This window comes from Pseudobutyrivibrio xylanivorans (assembly GCF_008935055.1).
In the GTDB taxonomy this organism is placed as follows: domain Bacteria; phylum Bacillota; class Clostridia; order Lachnospirales; family Lachnospiraceae; genus Pseudobutyrivibrio; species Pseudobutyrivibrio xylanivorans_A.
In genome coordinates, this window is record NZ_CP043028.1 from 3,124,738 (window position 1) to 3,143,216 (window position 18,479).

Annotated in this window: 15 protein-coding genes; 5 read left to right on the forward strand and 10 right to left on the reverse strand. The window is 39.4% G+C overall.

Translation table 11 applies throughout. From position 1 onward, the window contains the following. Positions 1 to 97: 97 nt before the first annotated feature. The 5 genes from FXF36_RS14000 to FXF36_RS14020 form a co-directional block, all read right to left on the reverse strand. On the reverse strand, positions 98 to 949 hold the full coding sequence (locus tag FXF36_RS14000) for a YitT family protein (protein ID WP_151625125.1): 852 nt from the start codon (positions 947 to 949) through the stop codon (positions 98 to 100). 148 nt (positions 950 to 1,097) lie between these two features. Next, positions 1,098 to 1,562: a hypothetical protein gene (locus FXF36_RS14005; RefSeq protein ID WP_151625127.1), complete on the reverse strand. Its 465-nt coding sequence runs from the start codon at positions 1,560 to 1,562 to the stop codon at positions 1,098 to 1,100. Positions 1,563 to 1,582: 20 nt separating this feature from the next. Beyond that, a complete protein-coding gene (locus tag FXF36_RS14010; protein WP_151625129.1) occupies positions 1,583 to 2,311 on the reverse strand; it encodes a hypothetical protein in 729 nt (242 codons plus the stop codon). A 95-nt stretch (positions 2,312 to 2,406) separates the two neighbouring features. Next, positions 2,407 to 4,206: a methyl-accepting chemotaxis protein gene (locus FXF36_RS14015; protein ID WP_151625131.1), complete on the reverse strand. Its 1,800-nt coding sequence runs from the start codon at positions 4,204 to 4,206 to the stop codon at positions 2,407 to 2,409. A 189-nt stretch (positions 4,207 to 4,395) separates the two neighbouring features. Further along, on the reverse strand, positions 4,396 to 5,451 hold the full coding sequence (locus FXF36_RS14020; RefSeq protein ID WP_151625133.1) for a SpaA isopeptide-forming pilin-related protein: 1,056 nt from the start codon (positions 5,449 to 5,451) through the stop codon (positions 4,396 to 4,398). Between the two features lie 460 nt (positions 5,452 to 5,911). Here FXF36_RS14020 and FXF36_RS14025 point away from each other — a divergent pair, with 460 nt between their 5' ends. Continuing rightward, positions 5,912 to 6,775: a DMT family transporter gene (locus tag FXF36_RS14025; RefSeq protein ID WP_151625135.1), complete on the forward strand. Its 864-nt coding sequence runs from the start codon at positions 5,912 to 5,914 to the stop codon at positions 6,773 to 6,775. Between the two features lies 1 nt (position 6,776). Here the strand turns inward: FXF36_RS14025 and FXF36_RS14030 are convergent, their stop codons facing one another. Then, on the reverse strand, positions 6,777 to 9,065 hold the full coding sequence (locus FXF36_RS14030; RefSeq protein WP_151625137.1) for an ATP-binding protein: 2,289 nt from the start codon (positions 9,063 to 9,065) through the stop codon (positions 6,777 to 6,779). Positions 9,066 to 9,187: 122 nt separating this feature from the next. On the opposite strand from FXF36_RS14030, the gene FXF36_RS14035 reads away from it, so the two are divergent. Then, the gene (locus FXF36_RS14035; protein ID WP_151625139.1) at positions 9,188 to 9,733 is read left to right on the forward strand and encodes a TetR/AcrR family transcriptional regulator; all 546 of its coding nucleotides are present in this window, start codon (positions 9,188 to 9,190) and stop codon (positions 9,731 to 9,733) included. A gap of 40 nt (positions 9,734 to 9,773) precedes the next feature. On the opposite strand, the gene FXF36_RS14040 is transcribed toward FXF36_RS14035, so the two are convergent. Then, positions 9,774 to 10,082 carry a hypothetical protein gene (locus FXF36_RS14040; RefSeq protein ID WP_151625141.1) on the reverse strand — a complete coding sequence of 103 codons (309 nt, stop codon included), beginning with the start codon at positions 10,080 to 10,082 and terminating at the stop codon, positions 9,774 to 9,776. Beyond that, positions 10,082 to 10,555 carry a helix-turn-helix domain-containing protein gene (locus FXF36_RS14045; protein ID WP_151625143.1) on the reverse strand — a complete coding sequence of 158 codons (474 nt, stop codon included), beginning with the start codon at positions 10,553 to 10,555 and terminating at the stop codon, positions 10,082 to 10,084. Before FXF36_RS14045 ends, FXF36_RS14040 begins: the two co-directional genes overlap by 1 nt. A 181-nt stretch (positions 10,556 to 10,736) precedes the next feature. Between FXF36_RS14045 and fucO the strand changes: the two genes are divergently transcribed. Then, positions 10,737 to 11,885, forward strand: a complete 1,149-nt coding sequence (gene fucO / locus FXF36_RS14050; RefSeq protein WP_151625145.1) for a lactaldehyde reductase — start codon at positions 10,737 to 10,739, stop codon at positions 11,883 to 11,885. 56 nt (positions 11,886 to 11,941) lie between these two features. Here fucO and FXF36_RS14055 read toward each other — a convergent pair whose 3' ends face one another. Together FXF36_RS14055 and FXF36_RS14060 are read right to left on the reverse strand one after the other, a co-directional pair. Next, entirely contained in the window at positions 11,942 to 15,040 is a 3,099-nt protein-coding gene (locus FXF36_RS14055; RefSeq protein ID WP_151625147.1) for an EAL domain-containing protein, read from the reverse strand. Between the two features lie 236 nt (positions 15,041 to 15,276). After that, positions 15,277 to 17,322 (reverse strand): methyl-accepting chemotaxis protein, encoded by a 2,046-nt coding sequence (locus FXF36_RS14060; RefSeq protein WP_151625149.1) that lies wholly within the window; start codon positions 17,320 to 17,322, stop codon positions 15,277 to 15,279. A 260-nt stretch (positions 17,323 to 17,582) separates the two neighbouring features. On the opposite strand from FXF36_RS14060, the gene FXF36_RS16400 reads away from it, so the two are divergent. Beyond that, positions 17,583 to 17,741 (forward strand): hypothetical protein, encoded by a 159-nt coding sequence (locus tag FXF36_RS16400; protein ID WP_167511397.1) that lies wholly within the window; start codon positions 17,583 to 17,585, stop codon positions 17,739 to 17,741. Beyond that, positions 17,742 to 18,479 (forward strand): ion transporter, encoded by a 738-nt coding sequence (locus FXF36_RS14065; RefSeq protein ID WP_151625151.1) that lies wholly within the window; start codon positions 17,742 to 17,744, stop codon positions 18,477 to 18,479.

Below are 18,479 nucleotides of genomic sequence, written 5' to 3' on the forward strand. Positions count from 1 at the left end.
GTGTAATAAAGTAGCACTTACATATATCTTTAGTTTTTTCAATATCGGTCAGTCCTATATTCATTGAAAAAACTTAGATATATTGCAAGTGCTACTTTTATAAATACTTCTTCTGTTCGGTGAATCCTCTTCCCTTTACCTCAGATACGCGGCTAACGATGATGAAAGCCTCTGGGTCTATGGCGTGAACAAGCTTTTCTGCTTTGGCAAGCTCACGGGTGGATACGATTGACAGTGTGATGTCTGTGTCTTTACCAAGGTAGCCGGTGCGACCATAAATTACTGTAACGCCACGGTCAACATCCTGGAGAATGGCACGACGGATTTCATCACTCTTTTTGCTGACTACCTTAATCTGGGTCTTGGCCTTGCCAAGGATAAGTGTCTTGTCCAAAGTCATTGTATAAATGATGACAAGGATGATGCCATAAAGCACCAGTGTCTTCTCAGTAAAAATAGCCTGCACAGCAAGGATTATAATATCGCAAATCCACATCACTCCAGAAATTGAAGTGCCCAAGTATTTGTTCAAAACGATTGGTGGAATATCCATACCACCGGTAGATGCGCCGGTACGAATTACAATTCCTAGGCTGGCGCCAATGAACAATCCTCCAAATACAGTGCAAAGCACAATATCATCTGTAAGTGGATAATGAGATGCAATAATCTCTGCAATGTGAATCTCTACTGGTAAAGCAAATGTGGAAAGTAAGGTGTTGGCTGCAAAGCGACGTCCCATTACACGCCAGCCAACCAAGAAAAGAACTGTGTTAATTACAAACACTGCATAAGAGGTCTTGATTCCCCACATGTGATGAACGAACAGCGCAAGACCTGTGCCGCCGCCTGTGATCAGCCCTGAGGGCTCTATAAAGAATGCAACTCCAAGTGCATATAAGAATAGTCCTAAAATTACAATTATGCCTGTTTTAAAAATCTGTTTCATTAGTGTCTCCGTACATTATTCTCTATAACACAACAAAACAGATTGTACACCTAATGCGGACAATTGTCAGCACAGTACGGTAACGCATTAGCAGACTAAAGTACCTCAATAACTTTAGTCCGTCGGTTACGCCTACAAGCCTTAGAGTCTAATTATCGAAATCCAAGAAATGCATCTTCCCGTCCTGTTTCGGGGCGGCTTTAGGTTTTTCGCCGACCTCAGGGTTGAAGTAGATTCCTTTGAGGTTGTTGGTTTTGTTTCTGATGCAATCTGGGCAGTAGCGACCATATCGAATGCTGCAGCCACAACTCAGGCACTGAATATAAACCTTGCTGCCCTCAGGAATCTCCAGGCGCCCCTCCCGAAGCATCCCATTTACTATATCAATGGGCACACCTGTATTTTCTGCAATCACAATGGCAGGCTTAGGCCCATTTTCATCAATATAATCCTTTATCCTTCCGAAGTCGTCTATCTCGGTATTTTCGCAGTCAAAGCACTGGTAATAACCGCCACCCAAATACTTAAGTCGCCCCTTACACTTACTGCAACGGTTGGGTTTGCGGTCAATGAATTCCTTCTCAAATTTCTCCAGCTCTGCTGCTTTTACCATAGACTCCCTCGTTAATACTCTTACAAATCAAACTCTGTAATGGACTCATCAAGCTCTACGGCCTCTTCTTCCATCTGACCTTCAAGCCCCTCGCGAATCAGCTTCCAATTCTTTAAAAACCAGACTGTCTGGCTTGGATGCTTATATAGCGAAAGCATCTGAGCCCCCTCATATTTGAATGGATATACAATTGGTAAATTGGTAGGCCTTGAGGTTGTAAAGTAAACCACGTGCCTGTACATCTTTTTATCAACTGCATCAGGGGTCGCACAATAATAAATGTAATCACCACAATCTGTACAATACTTAAAGTCCATCTTGGTCTGATTAACATCCATTGGATCCATGTCGTAAACCCGAAATTCATCTACGCGGATTTCCTTTATATCCAAATCTATATTATGCTCTTCCTTCGCCTTTCTAACTGCTTCCTTCCATTTCTTAGCCTCCAGCGGATCCATAAGGCCTGCAAAGAATCTGTCCTCCTTCTCCTGCTTCTCTGCCTCCTCCTCAGACTCCGTTGGGTCCTTGCCAGTTTTGAGCCAGTAATTGATGATATTAAGATTTTTATTTAGCTGCTGAATGTGTGGTGCATACTGCTTGTCCAGAGTAACCATGTCATCCCACTGTTTCTGAAATGCAGCCCTCGCAGCATTCCTAACATTCTTTCGCTTGAAATAAATAGGTAATCCAATTAATAAATTCAAGCTTATTAAAAGTATTGCCAAATTAATTGCAAACCAATCCATAACCAGCCCTCGAAGCAAAAATTAAGAAGTAAGCTTTATCAATGTCAAAGCCACCCTGTCACCAAATAAAGCAACAGGGTGGCACTAAAACTAAATTAAAGTGAGAATCGAGCTACGAAATCCTGAAGCTCCTGAGCATTTCCAGCAAGCTTGTCGGACGCCTGAGCAACCTCGTAAGAAGATGCTGTCTGCTCTTGAGATGCTGCGGATACATTAGATGTTTCATCCGCAACCTCGATACTCATCTGCTCGATTTGATGGATGTTCCGAGCAATGGTCTCGGTTCCACCAGAAAGCTGCTCAACAATAGAGCTCATTGTGCTTGATTCTTCCTGAATAGAATTTACCATGGTAACAATATTGTTGAAGGTTCCGCCAGCCTCGTTAACAAGCTCAGAACCATTAATAACGTTCTGTGCGCCCTCGCGCATTGCCTCTACAGCTTCCTGAGAATTCTTGGTGATAGCGCTAATCAGCTCTGTAATCTTCTGAGCTGCCTGGTTAGACTCATCAGCAAGCTTTGATATTTCGCTGGCAACAACTGCGAAGCCCTTACCCATCTCACCGGCTCTTGCAGCCTCAATTGATGCATTAAGGGAAAGAAGGTTTGTCTGGCTTGCGATTTCAGAAATTGTAACAACGAATTCATCGATGCTCTTAAGTCTCTCGCCAAGTCCCTCAACAACCTGTGCTGTATTTTCAACTGATTCACGAATGCTGTTCATCATATCAGTTGCATTTGTCATATCTGAAGCACCATTAACAGCTGCCTCATTTGTAGACTTAATCATCTCTGTTGTACGAGAGATTGCCTCCTGGAATTCCTTCATGTTAGAAACAAAGGAATCGGTTTCATTGCTGGCATCAGTAACCGCATTAATCTGACCACTGCACGAATTAGCTACGTTTGTACAAGAGGTTGCAACCATTTCAGATGCCTCTGCTGACTGTGAAGCTGATGCTGAAAGCTCCTCAGAAGCTGCCGCAACTGATGTGGTTGTATCAGAGATTTCCAACATAAGATTTCTGATATTAGCATGCATCTGATTAAGAGCTTCAGAAATCTGTCCGATTTCGTTATTTCTATTTACAAGATTACGAACTCCCTCAATCTCATCATTTTCGGTGAAATCACTGTTAGACATACGAACAATCTGGCTTGCAGAAAGCTTAATAGGACTTGTAATCTTCTCGCCAAAGAACAGGGCAACTACAACACCACATATAATCAGGATTATCAATATAATAACTGTTGCAATGATATTCTCTCTAAGTGCTGCATCTGCATGCTGTGTATAATTAGCTGTGAGTTCATCGATATAATCAACCCAGACACCAGTACCCATTACCCAGTCGAAAGGCTCATAGTAAGCAGTATAGTTAATCTTTGGTAATGGCTCAGTCTCATTTGGCTTAGCAAACATAAGGTTTGTGTAACCACCGCCATCCTGCATACCATTTTTAATCATATCCTGGATAAAGTAATTACCGTCAGGATCTACAGAATCCCATCTGGACTGTCCCTCTGTATCTCGACCAAGAAGAACAACATTAATACCTTCAGAGGTATCTACCCAAAAATATCCAGCTCCATCATTGTATCTAAGCTCTCTGATGATATCAGCAGCCTGCTTCATAGCCTCTGCCTTAGTCATCTGACCTGCCTCATATTTGGCATTCATAGTCTCACAGACGCTCATGGCAACCTGTGTCTCGTTTTTGAGCTCAGACTTAATGTCCTCAAGCAGTCTTGATGTGTAGGCCTCAGTCGATTCAGAATTAGTGTTCAATGTACTAATAACTGTGAATGCTGAGATAATCACTGCTGTAATAACAACAGCTGCAAGAATAACTGCCACTAATGTTGTCTTTAAGGAACCTCTCTTCTTAGTCATACAGCGAATCCTCCTGTTGAAAAAAGAACATAATTCCCCCGTTGTACCTAATATACCACAGAATTATCTGACATCATTTCCTTTCACAGAGATTTCACTAAAAATTCTCAACAATATTTATTTTACTCTGGGTGTAGATAAAAAAACTAGCAGACCGGATTTTTCCAGTCTGCTAGTCAATATACCTCTCTACATAAAATCTCTATTATTATTCCTTCTTCTTACAATCAGCACTACAATTATTCCACCCATAATGATGACACCAAGTATTGTAAAGATAAGAGTACCCATTCCACCGGTGCTAGGAAGGACAAGGCCCTTGTAGTTAAGAACTGTAAGTGCAATCATTCCGCTTTCATTGATCTCCATCGTTCCATCTGCCGCCTTCTCGTAGAAGTTTCGAAGGTTACCATGATGATACTGGGCTGCTTCCTCATCGTCCATACGATAGATTGTAAACATCATGTCCTCTGCCAGTTCATTGTAGCCATTAGGTGCCTTAATCTCGGCCATGATATATGTGCCATCGCCCAAGCCAGTTAAGAGTATACCTTCCGCAGTTGCAACAGAAGTGAATTCACCGTTTTCAGCGAGAGTATTAGTGTTGGTATTGTAAGCATCGTCATATACTACAAAAAGTCTGCAGATTTCATCTCCTGCTACGTAATCCACCCCCGATTCTGTGGTTCCAGCCCCGTCAAAGGTTTCATGTAACAGATATACTCCACTGTTAATTCCTGTATCATCAAAGGAATCCTTAGCCACTGCATAGGCAAGTGCATTATCCGGTGCTTCTACAGCATCAGAGCCAATTCTCTTAGACCATGCAAAGTCTTCATCACCTGAATGCTTGATATAAATATCCTGCTCCTTAAACAGCCTAAACTGTGCGCCTGCCAAGAATGTGTCTGTCTCATTACCATCTTTTTTAACAACCTTTAGGCCGTAGGTGTATCCGTATACAACATCCGATGTAGAATCCACATCACCAGTACTCTTCTCGAAGCGTACTGAAGCGGTATTGATATTCTCATCACTATTAATCTGAATCTTGTCTGTTACGACGGCTGTGTAGTTCAGCGAAACTACAACATCACTTGAACCAAGTCCCATAGTTTCCAGCTGATTCTTTATATATGACTTCAGTGCATGGGCATTAAATGCTGCAACAATGCGGGTTGTTCCATCGTCATTTACTGAAGACGTAATGTTGTAGAGATTTCCACTTCTTTCTACTACATACAAGCCGGCGATTTCCTTTTACCTCTAATACTTCTTGCGCAAGAATTCATAGATTTTTGTTTTTCCTCAGAAAAACAGAAATCGTAAATACCATGAAAATAGATTTATCTATTTTCATGTCCTGCAAAGCAGGATTCTTGCTGACAATTTCACTGTTTGGTCAGCAAGAAGTCATAGGTTTTTGATTTTCCTCAGAAAATCAAGAACCGGACATGGACCAATATTTTCTGAAAGAAAATATTGCTTGGCAAAGCCAAGTTCTTGTGGGCTTTTTCCTTAAGTAGCCCACAAGAAGTCATGTTTTTTTTATTGCTATGCATGTATAATATAGAGACGATGTACAGTTTACAACTTGCAATATAACAAAAAGCACTAATAACACAAATATCTGAATACATTCAAGATAGCAATAAAACTGATATAATATTTCGACAACAAACCACTCAACATAAGGAGACCCAATATGAAAAATACTAACAAACTTAAAGGAATAGTCTGCATCTTGCTTGCCGCCTTCGGCTTTTCACTTATGACTTTTTTCGTCAGAATTTCTGGTGACCTTCCTACGATGCAAAAGGCCTTCTTCAGAAATCTGGTTGCACTTTTTGTGGCAATAACTGCCCTTCTCAAAACCGATGCCAGATTTGAAGTAGGAAAAGGTAATCGTCTTTCTCTGTTTATGAGATGTGCTTTTGGTACTGCTGGACTTATTGCAAACTTCTATGCCATCGACAGACTTGGAATCGCTGATGCCAATATGCTGAATAAGCTCTCACCGTTTTTTGCTATTATCTTATCCATTTTTATATTGAAGGAGATTCCAAACAAGTTTGATATCATCACTACTATAATCGCCTTCACTGGTGCACTTTTCATCATCAGACCAACAGGTACATTCTCTTCAGTTTTTCCAGCTTTAGTTGGATTGTTTGGGGGATTTGGTGCAGGAACTGCTTATGTTTTCGTCAGAAAAATGACTAGAAATGGAGTTACAACTCCCGTTATTGTTATCAGCTTTTCAGCCTTTTCATGCCTTGTGACATTGCCATTTTTAATCAAGGACTATGTACCTATGGCTCCAAAGCAGCTGCTGTTTCTTCTATTAGCTGGTGTTGGTGCCTCCCTTGGTCAGTTTGCTATTACAACAGCATATAAATATGCCCCTGCCAAGGAAATTTCCGTTTTCGATTACACTCAGGTAATCTTTGCAGCATTGCTTGGAATCATTTTCCTTGGAGAGGCACCTACTGTTCTCAGTATTATCGGATATACGATAATTATTGGAGTAGCTGTCATCAGATGGAAGAAAAATCTCACCACCGATTAAGCTATCTTGTATAACATATTTTTACTGGGACTTTTACAACGACTTCACAGCCGTAGCCCTTTGTAGAATTGATTTCTATTTTTCCTCCCATCAAATCTACAATTCTTTTTGAGATGGTTAAGCCAAGGCCCACGCCTTGCTTTCCATCCATACCATTATTTTCTCTTGTGTAAGCATCAAATACAATCTTCTGAAATTCAGGACTCATGCCAATTCCATCATCCTTTATCGTAAATACCATATTGGTAATTCTAGGATTGCTGCACTTCTGCTCTTCTACTTCGACACGAATATGACCGCCCTTTTTAGAATACTCAACTGCATTGTTAAGGATTTTGGTTAAGGCCTGGACTAAACGAGCCTTGTCAGCAATAACATCCTTGTTTCGAATCTCCTTCACATTAAACTGAAGGTTGAGATTCTTGCAGGAAGGATTCTCCTGAAATTCTGACTCTAAGCCTCTGACAAGAGCTGGAATATGAATTTTGTCCTCACTTAATGTGACTTTTCCATACTCAAAATTGCTCAAATCAATAATGTCATCCACAGCTGAAAGCAATCTCTCAGCAGTAGGACTGTCGATTTCTTCAGTAATCTCCACTATCGGCTCTCTGATATTTGTGGCCACATCGTTAATGAAGTTGCTCTTAATATAATTAACATTCTGCAAATCAGCTACCGCAGCCTTGCACCGTTTAAGCTTTGTCATCGTATATACGATAATGACGCAAGCAATAAGCAATAATACCAAAAGTATCCATGGAATAAAATCCTTTAGGCTAAGTGTTTTTTCTTCAATATAAAGGCCATCCACATATTTATAGGCCTGATTCTCTGGATAATCACTGCCCATAATGTGAATGCCTCGATTAATTATACGAAGCAGTCCCTCATCGCCAATTCTGACACCAAAGCATCTGGCATCAGCTGAGGAAAGCTGTCTAAGGGACAAATCCGCATACTCTGCATTTTTCAAAATTGCATTGGCTCTCATACCATTGACAGTGGTACAATCTACCTCACCTTTTAGAACAGCTCTAAGGCACTCATCAATACTGTCGTAGAAAACCATATGTGCATTTGGATAATTGGTCTTCACATAATAATATTGCATACGATTGTTGTTATTGATTGCAAAGCTGGCGTTGTCTGGATAAATAACAACATTCTTGTAAATTAAATCAGTACTTGAAGACAATACCGAATTTGACTGGTAAATGCCACTCTCCTCGGAATAATACAGGCCTCCTGCTACAGGAAATGCCACATCCACCCCTTCTGCATCCACTGCAGAAATCATATCATCATAATTATCAAAGCCTTTATATTCAATATCCAGCTCAGTTATATTCATAGAGTCAAAAAGCTTTGGAACAATATCCTTAACGACACCAGTCACCCGCCCATTTGCATCTGTGTCACTATATGGCAAGTAATTATTCAGATAGCCAATAACGATTTTGTCGTGGGCTAAAATCCAGTTTCTTTCAACATTTGACAAAGTCTGTGATGAAAGGCTGGCTCCAAAATACTTAGCATTTAACACGCTCAAATAGTATGGCTCGTCAGTATACAGGGCGCTCTGTGCTTCGTTCAGTTCGTCTAGCAAAATCGTATCAGCTTTGTTTACACATATATAATAATCAGCAGTTCCAAAAGCATAAAGAACCTCTGCATGCTTCCTTATATTAGTACCATCACTCTCCGCTGCAAGAATATCTATTTCATCTGAATCAAATGCGTCCAAAAGCTTAGCACTATTCTCATAGGTAATCACCGTTGCATCTATAGCATGCTCTTTCAAATAGTTTCCAAGCGTCGCAGACATATTACTATTTAAAACGCCAATTGTATGTCCGCTAAGTGTAGATGGTTCTGCGGTAATTTCTGTATCAAAATCGTGCTTAACTAAAACATAGGCTTCGACCCCCATAGGAATCTCCGGATAACCGATAAGTGCTTCACGGTCCTCCCTGAATGCGATACCTGCCAGCATATCAATATCACCATCAACAAGCATCTGATACAAATCATTATAGGTGCCATACACATATTCATATCGCCAGCCGGTATACTCAGAAAGCTTCATATAATACTCATAGGCATAGCCGGATTTCACCGAATCCTCTGAAGCTCCCTCCTGAAAAATTTCGTTCTCGTAATAACCAATCCTTACAGTTTTGGTTGCATGATTGTGTGCCGACACAAAAACAGGGCTTTGAAATGCAATCATTACAAAGCCCAAAATTACTAATAAAAATCTCTTAAATAAAATTCTGTTTCGATCCACGTTCTTAACGCTCTCCCCTTTAAATTTTTATACTCCTATTAGAAATATTGTAGCAGATGTGCCACACAACTTCAAAATAACATTCTTGCATTTTTAACCATAAGTCTATTAAAATCAACTATATGGATATTAAGTATAAATTAGCTGAAGCCATGAAAACCTGCATGCGCACCACCTCTGTGGAAAACATCACGGTAAAACAGATTGTTGAAACTGCAGGCGTTTCACGTCAGAGCTTCTATAGGAACTTCATAGATAAATATGATTTGGTAAACTGGTACTTCGACCGCCTGCTGGAACAGTCCTTCAAAGAAATGGGAAAAGGAGAAACCATACGCGAAGGATTGATTAAGAAATTCCAGTACATTAAGCAGGAAAAGCTTTTCTTCACTGCTGGCTTCAAGGGCGACAATCAAAACAATCTAAAGGAGCATGACTTCATAATGATTTATGAATTCTACTGCTCTCTTATTCGTGAGAAAACCGGCACCCCTCCAGACACCAAAACCAGAAAGCTTCTTGAAATGTACTGCTGGTCTTCTATCTACATGACTGTGCAGTGGCTGACAAAAGGCATGAAGGAACCCGAAGAAGCACTGGCTGACCTGATGATTGATGCTATGCCACCAAAGCTTCAAGAACTATTTGCAAAAATAAAAATACTATAGGGGACGTACAACAATCTCCCCTATAGTATTAATTACCGATTTAATCATATTCAAACATTCCCTGAATGGCATCTGAAATATTGATAACACTCCAATAATTAAGCCTATCAACCTTAGAGCAATTTCTGGCCAAAGGATCAATTAGTTTTATTTCTTCACAAATCGCTGTTCCCTCGTTCCCTTCATTTCCTTTTACAGGAATGCACATGGGATTCACCAAATCAGCTTTAACAATTGGGCATACATGAAACATCTGCCTCTCTCTGATAAAGGAATTTTTACTCACTATAAGAAACAAATTTCCAAATCCAGCTATTTTTATAATATCTCCCTGATAAAAATCTTTCATTAAAGTATCTCTCTTCCTTTTGGTTCTCCCCAATCGAATTTATATGATTGAGCCACACCCCCACATTCTGCTAATCTTTCTTCATAAGATTTGTGCTTAAATGAAACCCCTGAATTTACTAATTCTATTATCTGTTCATCAGACATATCCTTAATCATACTCATCTCCAATTCCTTATTGCAATTTGGTTGTAACTCTTTTGCATATGTTAAAACTCTTTTAGCTGCCATAATACTTTCCTCCCCACTAAGAGGCTTGTAAAAATCCACTGGTTCTATGCTAAAATACTCTCCCAACATTTCTAAATTCTGATATTTAGGTATTATTCGCCCATTAATCCAATCGCAAAAAGTTGTATATTTTATATTTAAATCTTGGCAAACATCTTTACGGGTCTTGCCATTTTGTAACAACAAAAACTTCAAATTCTCAGAAACTACTTTTTTTGTTTCTTGATTTTTTTCAACAACCATATTTCCTCCTACGATTTTTTCGTATTTTAATATTACGATTTTTTCGTATTATTGTCAAACATATATGTTACACAACTCCACATCTGTAACTTATATTCACCCATAAACACATGCTAATATATTTTCGTAGGGGCTGTTAATTATTTAACAGAGAATATAAACGCAAAGGAGTTTAATGATTATGGCAAACAGAATTTCACTCAATGCCACATCTTACCATGGTGCTGGCGCAATCAACGAAGTAGTGACAGAAATTAACAACAACGGATTCAAGAAGGCTTTTGTAGCTTCTGATCCTGATCTTATTAAGTTTGGAGTTACAGCAAAGGTTACAGACCTTCTCGATGCTGCAAAGATTCCATACGAGATTTACTCAGATATCAAGCCAAACCCAACAATCGAAAACGTAAAGAATGGTGTTGAGGCTTTCAAGAAGTCTGGTGCTGACTGCATCGTTGCAATCGGTGGCGGTTCTTCTATGGATACATCAAAGGCAATCGGTATCATCATTACAAACCCAGAGTTTGAAGATGTTCGTTCACTTGAGGGCGTTGCTCCAACAAAGAACCCATGCGTACCTATCATCGCTGTTCCAACTACAGCTGGTACTGCTGCTGAGGTTACAATCAATTACGTTATCACAGATGTAGAAAAGGAAAGAAAGTTCGTATGCGTTGACACACACGATATGCCAATCGTAGCTGTTGTTGACCCAGAGATGATGAGCTCAATGCCTAAGGGTCTTACAGCTGCAACAGGTATGGATGCTCTTACACACGCAATCGAGGGCTACACAACACGTGCTGCTTGGGAAATGACAGACATGTTCCATCTTGAAGCTATCCGTCTTATCTCTTCTAACTTACGTGACGCTGTAGAGAACAAGAAGTCAGGCCGCGAGGGAATGGCTCTTGGTCAGTACATCGCAGGTATGGGCTTCTCAAATGTAGGTCTTGGTATCGACCACGCTATGGCTCACACTCTTTCAGCTCACTATGACACACCACACGGCGTAGCTTGCGCTATGTTCCTTCCAATCTCTATGGAGTTCAATCGTGAGTACACAGGCGAGAGACTTCGTGAAGTTGCTCGTGCTATGGGCGTTGAAGGCGTAGACAACATGACTCAGGATGAATACCGTGACGCAGCTATCGCAGCTGTTAAGAAGCTTTCTGAGGACGTAGGAATTCCTACAACTCTCGACAAGATCAAGGAAGAAGATCTTGATACACTTGCAACAGATGCACTCAACGACGCTTGCTACCCAGGTAACCCACGCGAGGCTACAAAGGAGCAGGTAATCGAAATGTTCCGTATGCTTATGGCATAATCAAGTATGCAAAATACCTAATAAAGGGCTGTCACTAGACAGCCCTTTTGTCATTTCTACCTCACAGGAATTGTAATAGATTTCAATTGTCGTTTATTCTCATACATTCTTTTATCAGCCTTATCAAATACTACTGCTACATTTCGCTCACCATTATATTTCGCTGCTCCGCAAGCAATTACAACTTTATCATTTTTCTGATTATCTAAATTAGTCTTTTCAAATTCTGCCATGATATGGTCCGCATTCTGATAATCCCTACCTTGAGCAATAACCACAAACTCATCTCCGCCAATTCTATATATTGGGCTGTACTTGAATAAGTTGCAAATTATAGAACAGCCAGATTTAATATACTCGTCTCCTGCCTGATGACCCAATGTATCATTAATTTCTTTAAGACCATTTATATCAAAAACTATAATTGCAAACTCTACGTCCTCTTTTTCTTCAATGGATCTGTTAAGTTTTGCCTCCACATCAATGTATGCATGCTTATTCTTAACTCCAGTAAGGGAATCTAAATTCGCTATCTTACTCATTTCTGCGAGATTCTTATAATAATCCTGGTCTTTTCTAACCTGAGCATCTATATCGACAATACCTAGTATTAGAATTTGTTTCTGTTCTTCAAGAATGTAGGTAGCCTTAATACATGCATATTTGATTGAGCCCTGATATATATACCTTATGTTTAATGAATAAACACCATTAGTTTCAATCGTCTTGCAAACTTTTTCTTTTGAGGATAAGGCTAGGAAATGATCTATATCTTCTATATAAATATTTTCCAGAACTTTCTCTTTTAACATTTCAAAGAAATTGACCCCTTCGCTATCCAATCCCAGGTATATATAATCTTCATCTAAGGTATATCTAACAAAATGATCATTCTCAGGATCAATTGCATAGATACAGATAAAATCACCTGTAAGTGCAGTAACTCTGTTATAAGTCATACGCTCTCTTTTTATTCGTTCAAGTTCTTCTTTATGTCGCAGTTCAGCATCATTATCAATATACCCTAGTATTACAACAGACAACGCTACGGCATCGTTTTCTTCGTTTGTAGCAACTTTGCGAATAAACAAGTGAATTACATCGTTGTTCTTACCTCTAATATCAACGATAACAGGTTTTCCATCATTTTTGCACTGTATCAATGCATTGAAGAAATTTGAGTCTCCTCTATCATCCAAATAATTCTCACTTGCAGAAAACGTTGGATAGTATTTCTCCATAAATGTTTTATAGGATTTATTACCTTTCATATGTCTTATCTCATTCCCTTTTACCTCTACGATAAACATAGGCATTGTGTCAAAGTAATCGCCAGATATAATGCTATCGTCATCAGCTGAGAAAGACATATCATACATATTTACCTTACCAACAGTTGCGTGGTACTCAGCCTCTTTAGGATTCTCAAAACCTATATGAGTTCCGTTTTTATATCTATCGAGAATATCATTAAATGGAACTGCCTTACCATAATAATAGCCCTGAAGTTTTGTGCACCCTATCTCATTGAGGAAGTCGATTGGATACTCATTTTCAACACCTTCAGCTACTGTATCGCTTCCTAAACCACTGGCTAGACGGACAATTTCAGAGACAATAACATTACTGTCTTCACTCTCATGAATTTTATCTACGAAAGCCTTATCAAGCTTTATTACATCAAAATGAATCCTCTGCAATAAATCAGGAGAGGAATATCCACGACCAAAATCATCCAACCAAACGCTAAAGCCCAATTCTCTGAAGCGTTTTATCTGTATAATCATGTAATCTACATCATCTATAACTACACTTTCAGTCAACTCGATTACTATTCTACTTCTATCTATCCCTGCCTCGTCCACACGTTTTCTTATCTCTTCTACAATGTCGCAGGAATAAAAATCCGTTTTTGATAAATTGATGGAATTAGGCACAACATTCAAACCCGCCTCGGTCTGGTGCTTAAGCTTTATAATTACCTGCTCCGCAACATATAAGTCAAGCTTATACGTTATCTTTGCATCCTCAAGAATAGGTATAAAATCATTAGGACCCATTTCTCCCTTCTTAGGATCCTTCCATCTGACAAGAGCTTCTTCATTACAAATCTTGCCATTAGATGTGCGGATAATAGGCTGATAACAAACCTTTATCCAACCATCTTCTATAGCCTTATCAAAATTTTCAAAGATGTATCGTCTGTCTTCAAACTTTTTCAACATCTTTTCATCAAAATACACAATTTTCGAATCGTAAATCTGCCCACAGCTATCACAGGCAATCTTAGCTCTATCCGTAGCTGTGGCAGAACCTACATCTCCAAATCTGGTGTCATAAACGCCTATTTTAACAGGCAAATTCTTACCATTATTAATAAGTTTAAAATCATTAACCAAACATTTAAGCTTATTATCAATACCTTCCTTATCTGTATATACAACAAAATGATCCGCTGTTGTTCTACAGCAATTATAGTTACTAAAAAACTTAACCAGTAGTTTTGCACTCTCTTTTATCAATACATCCCCAGCTTCATATCCATATCTTTGATTAAATGCCTGCATACCGCTTAAATCAAAAAACACCATTACAAGGCTCTTTCCTTCATTGATATAATTATTTCTTTGAGTTTCAGCCAATTCAAAAAAATAATCCATAGTTGGCAGTCCAGTCAAGTAATCATAACTCAAGCCTGTCGCAGCCTTTTTGCTCTGAAAATGCTTGTTATGGATTAGATTAAATCCCATAGCGATGTCTCTGTTATCTGCATTGTAAACACCTTCATTTACGTAGTTTACAACTGCAAGTCTTACACCATTTTCCTTGTATATATGCTTTCCTATAGAGTGAAGAATGATATATTTATCACCAAGTTTGGAACGATATACCTGATTGTACTCTCCGCCATCTACTGCAAAACGTACAGCAGCATCTGCCAATTCGGCAACATCATCAGGATGAACATCTCTATACATATCATTATCCATGAGATAATAAGCCTCTTCCATCGAATCAAGGCCGATTAGCTTCACAAATCCCTCAGACAGTGCTATTGTAGCAACACGCTTATCTATAAACTGATAAACAGCAAGTGGTATACTGCTGCTTTCAATTAATTTCAGTTCTTTTTCATCATATTTATATCTTTCCATGTCGAATCCCCACAAAACCGCAGATTACAACAACTAGCTTGTATACATTATACATTCGGGGTAATATCAATATTCATTATTCACAGAAGTTTCATATTAATTCCTAATAACCCATGTTGCACAACTGATAAAGATAAAGAACATATTCACTTGAAAAAGGGCGCAAAAAAGCGGCCCTCTGAGGTTATCAAAGAGCCGCTGAGTACACATTGTATTTAAGGATTATGCCATGTGCGCTATTCGGTTTCGTCGTCCTTGAAGAATGAGATTTCTTCGTTGAGCTTGACTGCGATGTCCTTCAGGTCGTCTGCTGAGTTTGCAAGACTTGAAACTGTAGCAGAAAGCTCCTGAACAGATGCGCCTGTTGTCTCTGATGATGCTGCATTCTCTTCAGAGATAGCTGAAAGTGATGACATGGCATCGGAAACAACTTCATTAGAGGTTACGCAAGTGCTTGCTCCACCAGCGATGTCGCGTACACCGTTAACTGTTCCATTGATGTCTGCGAGCATTCCGTTAACTGACTCAAGGGTTCCTCCGATAGCATCCTGCTGCTCCAAGTTACCCTGCTTTACAAGGTTTGCTGCGGCAACGGCTGCCTCAGACTGCTTAAGTAGAACATCCATCTGTGTTCTGATATCCTGAGCCATGCTGTCTGAATCATCAGCAAGCTTTCTGATTTCCTCAGCAACAACTGCGAAACCCTTGCCTGCTTCACCAGCTCTGGCTGCCTCAATCGAAGCATTAAGTGAAAGAAGGTTTGTCTGTGAAGCGATTCCTGAAATGCCTTCTACGCTCTCATTGATGCTTGTAACAGCATCCTTGGTTGCAGAAATTGTTCTGGCAATCTCTTCAATCTTAGCAGTCATATCACTACTTGAATCCTGAAGATTGAGAAGTGACTTGCTAGAGGTTTCTGAAGCTTCCTTCATCTTGCCTGCAAGGCTCTCCATATTATCTGTTGAAGTCTGAACGCCTGCAACGGCATCGGTAATCTTACCAACATTCTCTGCTGCTTCCTGAATTTCCTCAGCCTGCTGAACTGCACCAGTTGCAATTTCCTGAACTGCATTTGCAACTGTATCTGTTGTTGCTGCAATCTGATTTGCCATATCAGCCAAATCCTCAGAGGATGTGGTAACTGTGGCTGCTGAATGCTTGATAGCAGCAACTATACTTCCTAATCTATCGATAACGGAGTTTGTACTACGTACGATTTCGCCAAATTCATCCTTACGTCCTGCGAAGCCATCAATCTTCTTAAAGCGACCATCTGCCAGCTGTGAAATTGAAGCATTAACAGCCACGATTGGCTTTGTAAAGCTTGTAGCAACAACAAGTGAAATAATAATAGCAATTATCAAAAGTACAACACCAACAAGGATGATTGTTAATGCTGACTTCTGTGCAGATGCCATGATAATTGAATTTGCCTCTGAAGCGGCTACAATGTATCCACTGGTCGGTTCACGAACCCATGACATATATGTAAGGCCACTGTCAAATTCAGAAGTGATTACGCCTGATGACTCAGAGGATGTCATGAACTCAAAAGCACTCATATCGTACTCTTCTTCTGCACTAATCTCGAACTGAGCATGAGCAACCATCATACCCTTTGTATCACAGATAAAACCATCATCAATATTGGCTGCTAAGAATTCATGGAGATTATTCAAATCAAAGCTTCGCTGAATTGTGCCAATGACCTTTGAACCAGTTTTATCGTAAATAGGTACGCAGATAATTGTAATACGAGTTCCCTTCGACTTACTAACTACTACATCAGAAATTGCTGGTTTTCCTGTAGTTGTTGCCTCTTGGAAATATTCACGGTCAGAAATATTTGCAAGCTCGGCATGATCAGTTCTGTATATCTGATCGCCTGTTATCCTTGACAAAATAACACTATCATTCCCATCATTAATAATGGTATTCATTGTATCCATGGCTGCAGAAATAGCAGAATCTGGAATAACCTGCTCCTCTGTACCATATGTTTCAAGATACTCTACAGTACTAGGCGCAGTAGCAAAGGTCTGCAGACACATAAGGTTTTCACCTACTGTCTCAGAAAACTCTGTTTCAATCAATCTTGCATTAGATGACAAAATCTTCAGAGCGTCCTCTTTATCCTTGTTAGTTGAATTTCGGTAGCTAACAAGAATAGCGATAATCAAAGGTACAGCAACTAACAAGCCCATCAACAAAATAAGCTTAGTCTTGATACTGTCCATAAAACTAATTGAATCTGATGCTTGGTCTTTTGGCTTTTTTCCCATAGCGTCCTCCTTAATATCTATCAATTATCATCCTTAAAGAATGAAATTACCTCTAATCAACCTCCTGAAAAACTTAGATGATATTGGACAATACATTGCTGTACATAGTCCTATACTGAATTTTATAACAAAGGCCAGCTCATATTGTGTAACAATTGTTAAGATTTTGTATTTTTTTTCTGTATATTCTTATTTAATTCACAGCTGGATGCTATTATGAGCTTACTTGATGGTGAAAATTATAGTGGCGAGGTAGCAAAATGGAGCATAAGCATGGAACTGAAACCTATATCAGTGATACAGGTTTCATCGAAGACGATACAACAAAGCAGGCACGCTTTTTCGTTGGCCTGTGCCATACTCTATCATTATTACTGGCCATACTAGGGATAATCGCATTTATAAAGGGAAATTTTTAGATGAAATCAGACTATAATTTCAAAAAAAGAGTTTATGAAGTAATAGAAGTATCCAGGATGGGCGACCTCTCCAGCCGCGCCTATGATGTTTTGATGACCACCGCTATAATTGTTGGTCTGGTTCCTTTGACTCTAAAGGGAAACAGCAGATATACAATTCTTATTGATATTTTCACAAGTGCATTGTTTCTAGTGGACTACATTGCCAGGGTTTACACTGCCGATTACAAAATGGGCTACGAAAATTATAAAGCATACATTGCCTATATCTTCACTCCACTGGCAATCTTTGATCTGCTTTCGATTATTCCTGTGATTTATATCTTTCTGCCAGTGTCATCAATCATTGGATTGCTGCGTCTCTTTAGAATCTTTCGTGTTCTGAAGCTGGTAAGATATTCAAAAACGATGGTTATCATCTCGAATGTAATTCGAAAGGTAAAAAAACAGCTTCTCGCAGTACTAATACTGATTATTGTATATATTTTCGTTGCCGCTATGCTGATTTTCCAGTTGGAGCCAAATCTTTTCTCCAGCTTCTTTGATGCCCTATATTGGGCAACAATCTCAATAACAACAATAGGCTACGGGGATATTTTCCCAGTTACACCTGTGGGCAGATTCATCACAATGATATCTGCTCTGGTTGGCATGGCTGTAATCGCCTTGCCTACTGGTATCATCACCGCAGCCTATATGCAGGAAATCACAAAAAAGAAATCCAAGTACGAGCTTTAA

Excerpts from the sequence above, each read along its gene's own strand:
- FXF36_RS14040 (WP_151625141.1), bottom strand. The coding sequence starts at position 10,082 with ATGAAAGATTTTTATCAGGGAGATATTATAAAAATAGCTGGATTTGGA.
- FXF36_RS14055 (WP_151625147.1), bottom strand. The coding sequence starts at position 15,040 with ATGGAAAGATATAAATATGATGAAAAAGAACTGAAATTAATTGAAAGC.
- FXF36_RS14060 (WP_151625149.1), bottom strand. The coding sequence starts at position 17,322 with ATGGGAAAAAAGCCAAAAGACCAAGCATCAGATTCAATTAGTTTTATG.
- fucO (WP_151625145.1), top strand. The coding sequence starts at position 10,737 with ATGGCAAACAGAATTTCACTCAATGCCACATCTTACCATGGTGCTGGC.
- FXF36_RS14065 (WP_151625151.1), top strand. The coding sequence starts at position 17,742 with ATGAAATCAGACTATAATTTCAAAAAAAGAGTTTATGAAGTAATAGAA.
- FXF36_RS14015 (WP_151625131.1), bottom strand. The coding sequence starts at position 4,206 with ATGACTAAGAAGAGAGGTTCCTTAAAGACAACATTAGTGGCAGTTATT.
- FXF36_RS14045 (WP_151625143.1), bottom strand. The coding sequence starts at position 10,555 with ATGGTTGTTGAAAAAAATCAAGAAACAAAAAAAGTAGTTTCTGAGAAT.
- FXF36_RS14005 (WP_151625127.1), bottom strand. The coding sequence starts at position 1,562 with ATGGTAAAAGCAGCAGAGCTGGAGAAATTTGAGAAGGAATTCATTGAC.
- FXF36_RS14000 (WP_151625125.1), bottom strand. The coding sequence starts at position 949 with ATGAAACAGATTTTTAAAACAGGCATAATTGTAATTTTAGGACTATTC.
- FXF36_RS16400 (WP_167511397.1), top strand. The coding sequence starts at position 17,583 with ATGGAGCATAAGCATGGAACTGAAACCTATATCAGTGATACAGGTTTC.
- FXF36_RS14035 (WP_151625139.1), top strand. The coding sequence starts at position 9,188 with ATGGATATTAAGTATAAATTAGCTGAAGCCATGAAAACCTGCATGCGC.
- FXF36_RS14025 (WP_151625135.1), top strand. The coding sequence starts at position 5,912 with ATGAAAAATACTAACAAACTTAAAGGAATAGTCTGCATCTTGCTTGCC.
- FXF36_RS14010 (WP_151625129.1), bottom strand. The coding sequence starts at position 2,311 with ATGGATTGGTTTGCAATTAATTTGGCAATACTTTTAATAAGCTTGAAT.